We start from the raw sequence: 12,811 nt of genomic DNA on the forward strand, positions 1-12,811 counted from the left end.
CGTCTCGTGGCGACTTCTCCGCGTAATTGGCGCACACGTGGACAGCGCCCGGAGCCGGTGCTCCGAGCGCTGTCGAGAATTGCTGCGAACGCAGGAATCAGGTTCGTGCGTGTGCCTCGGCGGTCACCGGTCCGGCCGGGTTCTCGGGTGTCGATTCCGAATTCACGATGACCACGTCACAGTGGACGGTCCGCCACAGTTCGCGGCTGGCGCTCGCGTCCATCAACGCGGGCAGCCCGCCGTGGGTCGGTGCGCCGATGACGACCGCGCGGGCGTGGATCTCGTCGGCGTGCTCACCGATCAGCCTGCCGACCGCGCCGTGGTCGCCCGCGTTCAGCAGGACGTGCCCGACCGCGGGCACACCGGCGGCCGCCAACCGGGACAGGTGCGCGCGGACGAGCGCCGCCGCGGTCTCGAGCGCCTCACCGCCTGCCGCGGACTCGCTCGTGTTCGCCTGCTCCTGCGCGTGCAGCACGTGGACCGCCCGGCCCCGGATCGCGGCGAGCCTGGCGGCCGCGGCGGTGACCCGCTCGGCGACGGGGGAGTCGTCGACCGCCGCGACGATCACGCCGTTGCCCGTGCCGCCGAGCGCGGTGCCCAGTTCCCTCAGCCCCGGTGCCACGGCCGGTGCCACGCTCATGGCCTGCACCCGCTCGGCCTCGGCCAGTTCGCCGCGCGCGGTGCGCAGGATGAGGATGCCGACGATCAGCGCGCCCGCGCCGATGTAGAACGGCACGTGCACGTTCGTCGCCTCGACGAGCTTGCCGGCGGCGAACGGGGCGAGGCCGCCGCCGATGAACCGCACGAACCCGTAGGCGGCGGACGCGACCGGCCGTTCGACCGGCGCGATCGTCATGACCGCCTGCGTGGTCACCGTGTTGTTCACGCCGATGAACACACCGGCGACGATCACCGCGGTGACCAGCACGGGCGTGTTGTTCGTCCAGATCGCGATCACGAGCACGACGAGCGCGAACAGGAACAGGTTCGCGTAGAGCGTGCGGGCGATGCCGAAGCGGGCCTGCAGCTTCGGTGCCCCGAACACCGAGAAGACCGCGACGAGCGCGCCCCAGCCGGTGAACACCAGGCCCAGCTCGATCGCGCCGAGACCCATGGGGAACGGTGCGTATCCCAGCACCGTGAAGAACGCCCAGTTGTAGCAGAGCGCGGTGAGCGACATGGTCGCGAGACCGCGGTGGCGCAACGCCTTCAGCGGTTCCAGGACACCTGTCCTGCGTTCGGGTTTCGGCAGCGGCTCGACGAGCACGAGCGTCGCGAGCGCGGCGATGGTCATGAGCACGGCGACGCCGAAGAACGGGCCGCGCCAGCTGATGTTGCCGAGTACGCCGCCCAGCAGCGGGCCGACGGCGATGCCGAGGCCGAGTGCGGTCTCGTACAGGATGATCGCGCCGACGAACCCGCCGCTCGCGGACGCGACGATCACCGCGAGGGACGTCGCGATGAACAGGGCGTTGCCGACGCCCCAGCCCGCGCGGAAGCCGACGATGCCGCCGATCGAGTCCGACGCGCCCGCGAGGGCGGCGAACACGACGATCAGCGCGAGGCCGGTGAGCAGGGTCTTCTTGGCGCCGATGCGGCTGGACACCCAGCCGGTGATCAGCATCGCCACCGCGGTGATCACCAGGTAGCTGGTGAACAGCAGCGTCACCTGGCTCGGCGTGGCGTTCAGGTCCTCGGAGATCGCGGGCAGGATCGGGTCGACGAGGCCGATGCCCATGAAGGACACGACACAGGCGAACGCGACCGCGAAGACTGCCTTGGGCTGCCGGAAAGGACTGGCCGTCTGGCCGGTCATACCGCTGTCCTTTCGTGTGGTTCGGCGGCCAGCCGCGCCAGCGTCCTGATGGCGGGAAGGGCGGCGAACAGCGCTGTCCGCTCGTCGGCGCCCAGCCGGTCGAAGAGGGTGCCGAGGCGTTCGGTCCGCACGTCGCGGCGGCGGGCCAGTTCGGCGCGACCGTTCTCGGTGATGTGCACGCGGACCACGCGGCCGTCGCCGGGGTCGGGCACCCGTTCGGCGAGCCCGGCCTCCTGCAGGCGGGTGACCAGCTGCGTCATCGCGGGCTGGGTCACGCCCTGCTGCGTGGCGAGTTCCGTCAGCCGGGCCGCGCCATCGCGGTCGAGGCTCGCGAGCGTCGCTGCCGAGGTCAGGGACAGCCCGCCCGCCGGGTTGAGGCGCCGGAAGAGCCGGACCACCTCTTCGAGGGCGATGGCCAGCTCGGCGGCGTCAGCATGCATAAGCTCTTTATATCACTTGCTTATGTATCTTGGTCCAGCCCGGTGAGGAAGGCGCGGACGGCCTGGTCGAACAGGGCGTCCTGGCCCGGCGCGTCCAGGTGCCGGGTGGCCGCGAGGGTGGGGTAGCGGTCGGCGTTGGCCTGGATCAGCTCGTGCGCCGACGTCTGCGGCAGGTCCCCGTGCCACGTCGACTCGGTGAGCGCGGCGCCGATGGTGAGGTTGGCGAGGCCGTGGGTGGCGGCCGCGAGCGCCTGGCCCGTCCGGCCGCTCCGCGCGAGCGTGGACTGCAGGAACTCGGTGCGCGCCAGCACGTTCGGGCCCAGCATCGGGCGGCCGATCAGCGCGGGTGACCACGGGTGGCGCAGCATCGTGGCGCGCCACCGCAGCACGAGCGTCCGCGCGTCGGCGGCCCAGTCGCCCGTCCGGTCGGGGATCCGGACCTCACCGAAGATCGCGTCGACGGCCAGGTCCAGCACCTCGTCCTTCGTCTTCACGTGCCAGTACAGCGTCGGTGGTGCCACGTCGAGGCGCTCGGCCAGCCTGCGCATCGTGAGGTGTGCCGTGCCGTGTTCGTCGAGCAACTCGATCGCCGCGGCCGTGATGCGGTCGCGGGTCAGCGTGTCGCGGCGGGGTTTCTCCGCGCGCAGCCACACCTCGCCCGCGATCCCGCCCGACCGGCCGCCCCGTCCACCCGCCCGCAAACCCTTCGCGTCCACGGACCGCACTCTAGTACGTTGGTCGGGTACTCGACCAACGTTCGAGGAGGCTTCGTTGGCGCACGTGGACGTCTCCGGCCTCACCTACGGCCTCGGCGACGGCAGGCCCCTGTTCGACGACGTGTCCTTCCGCGTCGGCGACGGCGTCACCGCCGGGCTCGTCGGACCCAACGGCGCGGGCAAGACCACGCTGCTGCGGCTGGTCGCGGGCGAGCTGGTCCCGGCGGCGGGCACGATCGCGACGTCCGGCGGCATCGGCGTGATGCGGCAGTTCACCGGCCCCGGCCGCGTGCGTGACCTGCTCCTCGGCGTCGCACCGGCCCGCGTCCAGGCCACCACCGCGGCACTGGCGGAGGCGGAGGCCGTGCTCGCCGACGACGAGGCCTCCCAGCTGCGGTACGCGAACGCGCTCGCCGAGCACGTCGACGCGGGCGGGTACGACATCGAGGTCGTCTGGGACACGTGCACGACGGCCGCGCTCGGGCTGCCGTTCGACGCGGCGGCGGACCGGCCGCTCGACACGCTGTCCGGCGGAGAACAGAAACGTCTGGTGCTGGAGGCGTTGCTGCGCGGGCCGGACGACCTGCTCCTGCTCGACGAGCCCGACAACTACCTCGACGTGCCCGCGAAGCAGTGGCTGGAGGAACGCCTGCGGGCCAGTGCCAAGACGGTCCTGCTCGTCTCGCACGACCGGCAGCTGCTCGCGAACGCCACCGACCGCGTCCTCGCGGTCGAGAACCGGGACGTGTGGGTGCACGGCGACGGCTACGCCACGTTCCCCGCCGCACGCGACCGCCGGGTCGCCGACCTGGACGAGAAGCGGAAGCGCTGGGAGGACGAGCACCGGCGGCTGCGGGGCATGGTCCACACGCTGCGGCAGACCGCCGCGAAGAACGACGCCGTGTCCTCCGCGTACAAGGCCGCCCGCACCCGGCTCGACCGCTTCGAGGAGGCGGGCCCGCCGAAGCGGCCGCCGCGCGAGCAGAACATCCGCATGCGGCTGTCGGGCGGCCGGACCGGCAAGCGCGCGCTGACGTGCGCGGGCGTCGCGCTGTCCGGGCTGACCGAGGCGTTCGACCTGGCGGTCTGGTTCGGCGAGCGGGTCGGGGTGCTCGGCGGCAACGGGTCGGGCAAGTCGCGGTTCCTGCACCTGCTGGCGGGGCAGGACGTCGCGCACACCGGCACGGTCGAGCTGGGCGCACGGGTCGTGCCCGGCCTGTTCGCGCAGACCCACGTCCGGCCCGACCTGCACGGCCGTCGCGTCGCGGACATCGTCATGGCCGACGCGGCGCTGCACCGCAACGACGCGATGGCCGCCCTCGCCCGCTACGAGATCGCCGCCGCCGGGCAGCAGACGTACGGGACGCTGTCCGGCGGGCAGCAGGCACGTCTGCAGATCCTGTTGCTGGAGCTGGCCGGCGCGACGCTCCTGCTGCTCGACGAGCCGACCGACAACCTCGACCTCGCGAGCGCGGCGGCACTGCAGACCGGGCTCGCCGCGTTCACCGGCACGGTCGTCGCGATCACCCACGATCGCTGGTTCGCGGGCGAGCTGGACCGCTTCCTGTACTTCGGCCGCGACGGCCGCGTGACCGAGGTCGACCACCCGGTGTGGACGTGAGACGCAAATCGGTTGCTCACCCCCAGTAATGTTCACCGCATGACGACACGCTTCTTCCGACTGGCCGGCAGCCGCTAGCCGGATCGAGGAGACCCCGCGGCTGGCGATGTGGGGCGGCTGTCCGCCGCTCCAGGTCGCTCTTCGGGAGTGTCGTCATGCCCGCACACCGCCGCCCGGCGGTGGGTACCAGCCTGTTCGCCCGCACGGTCCACGGCCTGGAGCAGGTCGCCGAGGCGGAACTGCGCGAACAGGGCTGCACGGTCCACGCCGTGACCCCACGCCAGCTCGTACTGACCGCACCGGCCGTCCTGCGTCCACCGAGGACGGTCGACGACCTGTTCGACCTCGTGCTCGCCGTGCCGGACCCCGGTGCCACCAAAGCGGATCTCGACGCGCTGGCGCGAGCACTGGCCTCGGCGCCACTGGGGGTGCCGCCGGCACCGGTGCTCAGCGTCTCCGCGTCGACGGCCGGCCGTCGCACCTACAGCCACCTCGACGTGGCCGACGCCGTCGGCGCGGTGCTCGCGTCCCGGCTGGGCGCGGTCTACGCGTCCCGCCGGGACGGCGCGAAACCACCGCCCGGCGCGGCGGACTGGCGCGTCACCATCGACGCCTCGGGTGTCCACATCGGACTCCGCGGCGTCCGGCCGCCGCTGCACCGCCGCCCGTGGAAGGTCGCGTCCGTGCCCGGCACCCTGCACCCGCCGGTGGCCGCCGCGATGGTCCGGCTGGCCGGGATCCGCGCCGGTGACGTGGTGGTCGACCCGTGCTGCGGCGCGGGCACCCTGCTCGCCGAGGCCCCGCCGGGCACGTTCCGCGCGGGCAGCGACCGGGCCGGGGTGGCCGCGGCCAGGACCAACGCGCCCGACGTCCCGTCGTTCACCGCCGACGCCCGCGCGCTGCCGTACCCGACGGGGTCGGTAGACCACGTGCTGACCAACCCGCCGTGGGACCGGCAGGTGACCTCCCACGGCACGTTCGCGGAGTTCGTGGGTGAGTGGCGCCGGGTGCTGCGGCCCGGTGGCCGGTTGACCTACCTCGGTCCGTGGGACCCGCCGCCCGGCTGGCGTCTGGTCAGCCGCCACCCGATCAGCCTGTTCGGCACGCGCCCGGTGATCACCGTGTGCGCGCGGTGACTGGGAAGTACGGGAATTACCACACGCTTTCGGCTGTGGTGCGGTACCGGCCGGTGGCGCACGCTGTGTGACGTTGTCCTTCTCCCCCCTGCTGGAGGCAGCATGCGTACCTTCCTCGTCTCGTTGACCGCGGGCGCGCTCGTCGCGTTCGCCGTCCCGGCGGCCGCCGCGTCGTCCGGGCCGCCCGCCGTGCTCGCCGCGCCGGACATCCCGGTCGCGAACGTGCAGGCGCACCTGAACCAGTTCCAGTCGATCGCGACCAGCAACGGCGGAAACCGGGCGCACGGCAGACCCGGGTACCGCGCGTCGATCGACTACGTGCAGGCGAAACTGAACGCGGTCGGCTACACGACGTCGTTGCAGTCGTTCACATCCGGTGGTCTGACCGGCTGGAACCTGATCGCCGAGTGGCCGCGCGGCGACGCCAACAACGTGATCATGGCCGGCGGGCACCTCGACAGCGTCACCGCCGGGCCCGGCATCAACGACAACGGCTCGGGTTCCGCGGCGCTGCTGGAGGTCGCGCTGACCGTCGCCAGCCAGGACCTCAACCCCGGCAAGCGGATCCGGTTCGGCTGGTGGGGTGCGGAGGAGCGCGGCCTCGTCGGCTCGACCTACTACGTCAACAACCTGCCGTCGGCGGAACGGTCGCGCATCAAGGCGTACGTCAACTTCGACATGATCGGCTCGCCGAACGCGGGCTACTTCGTGTACTCGGCGAGCGGCCAGCCGTCGGGATCCCTTGCGCTGCAACAGACCCTGCAGGCGCCGTTCGCCACCATGGGTGTGCCGACCGAGCTGACGTCGGTCGGCGGCCGGTCCGACCACGCCGCGTTCGCGAACGCGGGCATCCCGATCGGCGGGTTGTTCACCGGCGCCGAGGTGACGAAGACGTCGGCGCAGGCGCAGAAGTGGGGCGGTACGGCCGGACGGGCGTTCGACCGTTGCTACCACGCGTCCTGCGACACGACCAGCAACATCAACGTGACCGCGCTCGACCGCAACGCCGACGCGATCGCCTACGCCGTCTGGACGTTGTCCGCGGGCACGCCGCCGCCGACCGGTCCGCGCTTCGAGAACACCACGGACGTCGCCATCCCCGATCTGTCCACTGTGGAAAGCCCGATCGCGGTGAGCGGGGTCGCCGGCAACGCCCCGGCAGGCCTGCAGGTGGCCGTCGACATCAGGCACACCTACATCGGTGACCTCGTCGTGGACGTGCTCGCACCGGACGGCAGCGTCTACAACGTGCACAACCGGTCCGGCGGCGGCACGGACAACCTCGTGACCACGTACACGATCAACGCGTCCAGCGAGGTCGCGAACGGCACGTGGCGTCTGCGCGTCCGCGACGCCGCGTCGTGGGACGTGGGCACGATCGACGCGTGGAGCCTGCAGTTCTAGCCTGTCCGAATGATCGTCAACTTCACTGACGCCGAACGCGAACAGTTCCACGACGCGGTCGACAAGGCGCTGTTCGCGTTCGGCGCGGACGGCCAGGACCTGTCCTACGGGTTCATGCTGGCCGTCGGCAATCCCGTGATCGAGATGGAGGAGTTCCCGATCGACCCGCTGGTGTCGGCCTGCCGCGCCGTCCCGGCGGGCGAGTGGCACGACGTCTGCCGCGACATCGTGTACCGCTGGGCGCACGGCGACGACCAGCGGGACTGGCTCACCGCCCAGCCGTTCGGCGACGTCGCGGGCGCGTTGCGGCCGTGGCTGTCCGACCGGCGGGAGCGGCCGTTCACGTTCGATCCCGACCACCCGGACCAGCCGTGGTCGGTGGAGTTGCTGCCCGACTGCTGGCTCAGCCTGTTCGTCCAGGTGCCGAGCCTGGGCGAGGACCTGCCGGAGGTGCCCGAGTTCGTGCCGAACAAGGCGGTGGCGGCATGGGGCGTCTCGTCCGACGACCTGGTCGACGCCGTGCGTGCCCGGTTGCGTTCGCTGCCGTCGCCGACGTGGGAGTCGGGCGTCTTCGCCGACCGCGAGGGCACCTCCCAGGCCGAGCTGTGGTACCTGGAGCAGGCGGTGGCGACCGACCCGATCCCCGCCGCCTGGCAGTTCGTCCTCGACGAGGTCGCGCCGCGTCCGCTCATGCCGGGCACGGTGATCACCGCACCGGCCAGGCAGGCGATCCTGCTGTCCTACCCGGACCCGGACCTGACCTTCGACCAGCGCCGTGCCGTCGTCGACCACGTCGGTGACCGGATGTGGGGCGAGTACCGGGAGAGCCGGGTCCAGGCCGGGAGCCTCCAGGTCGGCGACGACGGGCTCTGGCACATCATCGAGGACTGAGAAGTTCTCATCGACTGTGGTTAAGTACGCACATGGTCGACTACCGGTCGTGGCACGGGGAACTGCACGCGGACTTCGCAAACCCCGATCCGGAGTTCTCACCGGCGCCGATCTGGTGGTGGAGCGGAGCGCGGGTCACGCTGTCCGGTCTGCGCGACCAGCTCGACACGCTCGTCGAGCAGGGCGTGCACAACGTCGTCGTGATCAACCTCGCGCCGTCCGGGCCCAGCTACGGGGCGCTCGCCGACGAGCCCGCGCTGCTGTCCGGCGACTGGTGGGACCTGTGGGCGGGGCTGTGCGCGCACGCCCGTGACCGGGGCGCCCGGCTCTGGTTCTACGACCAGATCGGGTTCTCCGGCGCCAACCTCCAGGGCCGGATCGTCGCGGCCCGGCCCGAGTTCGCCGGGGCCTCGCTCGAGTCCCTGACGGGGCGTGGTGAGCTGCGCGTTCCCGACGGTGGCGAGGCCATCGCGGCGTGGGCCGTCGACGAGCGGCGGCCGCTGTCCGTCCACAGCGGACGGGTCAGCCATGACGGCGAGATCCTGCTCGCCTACCAGCTGCGGCGCGGGTTCGACTACACCTCGCGGCAGGCGTGCGCCGTCCTGTTCGACCAGGTCCACGGCGAGTTCGAGCGCCGTCTCCCCGACTACCTCGGCGACGTGGTCGTGGGGTCCTTCCAGGACGAGCTGCCGTCGTTGCCGACCTGGTCGCCGCGGTTCGCCGAGGAGTTCGCCAAACACTGCGGGTACCGGATCGAGACGCTGATCGGCGCGCTCTGGCACGACTGGGGTCCCGAGTCCGCGCGCGTCCGCGTCGACTACCAGCGGGTCCGCGCCGCGCTCGCCGAGGAGGCGTTCTTCGCGCCCCTGCACGAGTGGCACGAGCGGCACGGCATGACCATCGGCGTCGACCAGCAGAGCCCGTCCCGGGCGGGCGAGCCGCTCGGGACCGTCCGCCAGTACGCCGACTACCCGCGCACGCACCGCTGGTACAGCGCACCCGGCAGCGACCACTGGGGCGACGCCAAGCTGCACAGCTCGCTGGCCCACCACTACGGCAGGCCCCGCACGTGGATCGAGGCGTTCCACTCCACCGGCTGGGGCGGCACCCTCGAAGAGACCTTCGACTGGCTGCTGCCGTGGCTGCTGTCCGGTGCCACCCTCTACAACCCGCACGCCGTCTACTACTCGACCGGGCAGGACTGGTGGGAGTGGGCACCGCCGAGCACCTGCTGGCGCCAGCCGTACTGGCCGCACTACCGCCATTTCGCCGACACCGTCAGCCGCCTGTGCAAGCTGTTCACGCGCGGCGAGCACGTCTGCGACGTCGGTGTGCTGTTCCCCGCCACGACCGTCGCCGCGGGCACACTCGTCGACGGCACCCGCGCCGACGCCGCGCTGGCACATCGCACGTATCTCGACGTCGTCGGCCGCATGCTGTGGTTCGACACCGCGCCCGGCGCGTTGCGGTCGGCCGGGCTCGACTTCGACGTGCTCGACGACCACACCGTCGCGACCGCGTCGGTGCGGGACGGTGCGCTGCACACGCAAGGCGAGCGGTACCGGGTGGTGGTCGTGCCCGCGTGCACGGTCCTGGAGGCGGCGACCGCGCGCAGGCTGGTCGAGCTGGCGGCGAACGGCGGGCAGGTGGTGCTGCTGGGTGCGCTGCCGGAGCACGCGGACACCCCCGACGGCGACGACGCCGTGGCCCGGCTGCGGGAGCTGGGCGTGACCGAGCTGCCCGAGGTGGACCAGTCGGTGCGAGCGGACACGCCCGTGCTGCGGCGGCGCGTGGGCGACCGCGAGGTGCTGCTGGTGACCGCGGGCGAGGCGACGGTCAACCCGATCCTGCCGGGCACCGCGTGGTCGGACGAGGTCGAGGACCTGGACATGCCGCGGTACAACCAGCTGCTGCGCGAACGCGGCTACGAGTTCGACCCGTCCCGCCGGGCGGCGACGACCACGGTGTGGGTGGCGGGCGCTGTCACGGAGGTCGAGCAGTGGGACCCCCTGACGGGCGCCGCAGCGCCGGCACCGTGCCGGGCCGTCGACGGCGGCACGGAGGTGACGGTCACGTTCGACTCGGCGCCCGCGGCGGTGCTGGTGTGGTCGGGCGGGACGGGTTCGCCGGTCGCGGTCGAGCCGCCGCCGGTGCTGACGCCGGTGCCACTGACCGGACCCTGGCGGTCCACAGTGGACGCTTCGGTGGTGGCGCAGTGGCGGCCGTGGCACCGCATCGACGGCGAATGGCGGCAGGTGCTGGTGACGCACGGCGAGTTCGCGCAGGTCAGCGTGGACGGCGGGGAGTGGCGGCCGGTCGAGTACTCGTTGTCGCGCGGGATCGAGAAGGACCCGTTCCACGTGCACGCGCTCGGGCCGAAGGGGCGGGTGCCGGAGGAGTTCTGGCACGTCGAGGCGGCGTCGACGGTCCGCCTGCGGACGACGCTGCCCGCGCCGCCGGGCACGCGGACGCTCGCGGTCGCCGCGAACGGGCCGGTCGAGGTGTGGTGGAACGGGTCGCGACTGCCGGACGATCCGGGCGGCTACCTGCGGCTCCACGACGTGGCATGTGCTGACCGCAACCGGCTGGAGGTCGTGGTCCGGTCAGAAGAGGACGGTCCACTGCGCGGGTACTGGGCGCTGACCGACGACCCGGCGGCGTTCGTGCGTCCCGAGTGGCTGACGCCCGCCGACGGCAGCGTGCCGGGGACGACCGTGCGCGCGTCGGCGACGGTGTCGGCGGCGGCCGGCCCCGTGGTGGTGCAGCTGGGCACGGAGGGCGCGGCGACGTTCCTGGTCAACGGGGCGGAGGTGGCGGTGCAGGGTGCGTTCGACCCGTACGCGACGCGGCCGAACCCTCGCGTGCTGCCGCACGAGATCGTGTTGGCGGCGGGGGACAACCGGCTCGAGGTCGTGTTCCCGGACCGGGGCGCGCCGGTCTCGCTGGTCTTCGACGGCCCGGCGGCGGAGTGGTCGTTCACCCGCGACGGTGTGCCGGTGGCGACCGCGCTGCGGCGGCGGCAGTCGTACGACCCGCGGTGGCCGCTGTCGCGTGCGCGCCCGCACCCGCTGCCGAGGGCGACGTGGCTGGACGGCGCGCCGACGAACGGTGTGCTGGACGTCGTGCCGGACTCGGGGCACGAGCGGCGGGTGGAGTGGTTCCGCCTGGTCGTGCCACCGGGCACGCGGCGGGTGCGGCTGCCGGTCGCGGGGGAGACGCAGGCGTGGGTCGACGGGGCGCCGTTGGTGGGTGAGGAGCTGCCGCCCGGCCGGGAACTGCTGATCAAGGTGATGCCGACGGACGGCCGCACGGGCGGGGCACTGTGGGACGGCCCGGCCGAGTTCGAGATGGAACCGAGCGAGAGTCCCATTCGCTCAGCCCTGGGGGCCCCCGGTTTCAACGCTATCAGCGGGGACCGACGGGAAGCGGCGTTCGGGGCGGTGGGCTCGAGCGAGAGTCCCATTCGCACGGGCAAGGGGGCCCCCGATTTCCACGCTACCAGCGAGGACCGACAGGAAAAGGCCGTCGGCGCCGAGGGTGTGGATGGTTCCGTCATCGAGGTCGGGCCGTGGGAGGATGCCGGGCTCGGGTCGTTCTCCGGGGCCGTCAGCTACCACCGCGACCTCGAACTGAGCGACCCCGGGACCGTCGTCCTCGACCTCGGCGCCGTGCGCGGGACGGCCGAGGTGCACGTCAACGGTCGGCCGGCGGGCGTGCGGATCTGGTCGCCGTACCGGTTCGACCTCACCGGACTCGTCCGCGACGGGACCAACACGATCACCGTCACCGTGCGGAACACCCTCGGGCCCCGGCTGGACGACACCTCGCCGACGCTTGGCGTCTACGCGGGTCAGCGGGTGTCCGGCATGCTCGGGCCCGTCACCCTGTGGACTTGACCGGACCGCACCGGCTGAGACAGGCTTTGTGATGTTGGCGCGGAAAATGTTAAGAGGGTCATGAGCAAGGACACGAGCAGTCGCAAGGGCCCGGACTCGCGGCGGAAGGCACTCGCCGACCACGTGCTGTCCGCCGGGTCGGTGAGTGCGGCGGACCTGGCCGACCTGTTCGGCGTCAGCCTCATGACCATCCACCGCGACCTCGACGAACTCGAACGGCAGGGCATCGTCCGCAAGTACCGCGGCGGGGTCACCGCCCAGCCGTCCGGGGTGTTCGAGAGCAACGTCGCCTACCGGATGAAGTCCATGCAGCGGGCCAAGGACGCGATCGCCGCGCACGTGGTGTCGATGGTCGAGCCCGGCATGGCCGTCATGCTCGACGACTCGACCACCGCGCTCGCGCTGGCCCGCCGGCTCGTCGGCATCACCCCGCTGACCGTGGTCACGAACTTCCTCGAGGCGATCAACCTGCTCGCCCGCGAGCGCGACATCCGCCTCATGGCCCTCGGCGGCGACCACGACCCGCTCCATGACTCGTTCCTCGGCATGTCCTGCGTCGACGCGATCGAGTCGCTGCGGGTCGACCTGTGCTTCGTCTCGACCTCGGCGGTGTCCGGCGGGTTCGCCTACCACCAGGAACAGCACATCGTCTCGGTCAAGCGCGCCATGCTCGACGCCGCGGCGCGCAGCGTCCTGCTCGTCGACCACACCAAGCTCGGCCGCGTCGCCCTCCACCGGGTCGCGCCGCTCTCGGCGTTCGACCGGGTCGTCGTCGACGACGGCGCGAGCGCCGAAGCCCTGCGTGAGCTGGACGAGCACAAGGTCGTCCACGAGGTCGCCACCACTTCTTGACACGTTTCAATTCGGCTCTCTAGGCTCCACATCACACTT

Annotated in this window: 9 protein-coding genes; 6 read left to right on the forward strand and 3 right to left on the reverse strand. The window is 72.2% G+C overall.

What is annotated here, in order from left to right:
* Positions 1-97 precede the first annotated feature (97 nt).
* The 3 genes from ACIBVP_RS02630 to ACIBVP_RS02640 are packed head-to-tail and all read right to left on the reverse strand — an operon-like array spanning position 98 to position 2,972.
* Positions 98-1,816: an MFS transporter gene (locus ACIBVP_RS02630; RefSeq protein WP_396104196.1), complete on the reverse strand. Its 1,719-nt coding sequence runs from the start codon at positions 1,814-1,816 to the stop codon at positions 98-100.
* On the reverse strand, positions 1,813-2,256 hold the full coding sequence (locus ACIBVP_RS02635; protein ID WP_396104197.1) for a MarR family winged helix-turn-helix transcriptional regulator: 444 nt from the start codon (positions 2,254-2,256) through the stop codon (positions 1,813-1,815). Before ACIBVP_RS02635 ends, ACIBVP_RS02630 begins: the two co-directional genes overlap by 4 nt.
* A 20-nt stretch (positions 2,257-2,276) precedes the next feature.
* Positions 2,277-2,972: a TetR/AcrR family transcriptional regulator gene (locus ACIBVP_RS02640; protein ID WP_396104198.1), complete on the reverse strand. Its 696-nt coding sequence runs from the start codon at positions 2,970-2,972 to the stop codon at positions 2,277-2,279.
* Between the two features lie 55 nt (positions 2,973-3,027).
* Between ACIBVP_RS02640 and ACIBVP_RS02645 the strand changes: the two genes are divergently transcribed.
* From ACIBVP_RS02645 to ACIBVP_RS02670, 6 genes are all read left to right on the forward strand, one after another.
* Complete coding sequence (locus tag ACIBVP_RS02645) at positions 3,028-4,593, forward strand: ATP-binding cassette domain-containing protein (protein WP_396104199.1); 1,566 nt, start codon at positions 3,028-3,030, stop codon at positions 4,591-4,593.
* A 155-nt stretch (positions 4,594-4,748) separates the two neighbouring features.
* The gene (locus tag ACIBVP_RS02650) at positions 4,749-5,729 is read left to right on the forward strand and encodes a methyltransferase domain-containing protein (protein WP_396104200.1); all 981 of its coding nucleotides are present in this window, start codon (positions 4,749-4,751) and stop codon (positions 5,727-5,729) included.
* A 102-nt stretch (positions 5,730-5,831) separates the two neighbouring features.
* Positions 5,832-7,133 (forward strand): M28 family peptidase, encoded by a 1,302-nt coding sequence (locus ACIBVP_RS02655; RefSeq protein ID WP_396104201.1) that lies wholly within the window; start codon positions 5,832-5,834, stop codon positions 7,131-7,133.
* A 9-nt stretch (positions 7,134-7,142) separates the two neighbouring features.
* A complete protein-coding gene (locus tag ACIBVP_RS02660; protein ID WP_396104202.1) occupies positions 7,143-8,024 on the forward strand; it encodes a hypothetical protein in 882 nt (293 codons plus the stop codon).
* 32 nt (positions 8,025-8,056) lie between these two features.
* Positions 8,057-11,920 (forward strand): glycosylhydrolase-like jelly roll fold domain-containing protein, encoded by a 3,864-nt coding sequence (locus tag ACIBVP_RS02665; RefSeq protein WP_396104203.1) that lies wholly within the window; start codon positions 8,057-8,059, stop codon positions 11,918-11,920.
* A 60-nt stretch (positions 11,921-11,980) separates the two neighbouring features.
* A complete protein-coding gene (locus tag ACIBVP_RS02670) occupies positions 11,981-12,772 on the forward strand; it encodes a DeoR/GlpR family DNA-binding transcription regulator (RefSeq protein WP_396104204.1) in 792 nt (263 codons plus the stop codon).
* The last annotated feature ends 39 nt before the right edge of the window (positions 12,773-12,811 follow it).

Origin of the sequence: Actinophytocola sp. NPDC049390 (assembly GCF_044466355.1) — a bacterium.
Lineage (GTDB): Bacteria > Actinomycetota > Actinomycetes > Mycobacteriales > Pseudonocardiaceae > Actinophytocola.

Excerpts from the sequence above, each read along its gene's own strand:
- ACIBVP_RS02650 (WP_396104200.1), top strand. The coding sequence starts at position 4,749 with ATGCCCGCACACCGCCGCCCGGCGGTGGGTACCAGCCTGTTCGCCCGC.
- ACIBVP_RS02630 (WP_396104196.1), bottom strand. The coding sequence starts at position 1,816 with ATGACCGGCCAGACGGCCAGTCCTTTCCGGCAGCCCAAGGCAGTCTTC.
- ACIBVP_RS02660 (WP_396104202.1), top strand. The coding sequence starts at position 7,143 with ATGATCGTCAACTTCACTGACGCCGAACGCGAACAGTTCCACGACGCG.
- ACIBVP_RS02665 (WP_396104203.1), top strand. The coding sequence starts at position 8,057 with ATGGTCGACTACCGGTCGTGGCACGGGGAACTGCACGCGGACTTCGCA.
- ACIBVP_RS02670 (WP_396104204.1), top strand. The coding sequence starts at position 11,981 with ATGAGCAAGGACACGAGCAGTCGCAAGGGCCCGGACTCGCGGCGGAAG.
- ACIBVP_RS02655 (WP_396104201.1), top strand. The coding sequence starts at position 5,832 with ATGCGTACCTTCCTCGTCTCGTTGACCGCGGGCGCGCTCGTCGCGTTC.
- ACIBVP_RS02635 (WP_396104197.1), bottom strand. The coding sequence starts at position 2,256 with ATGCATGCTGACGCCGCCGAGCTGGCCATCGCCCTCGAAGAGGTGGTC.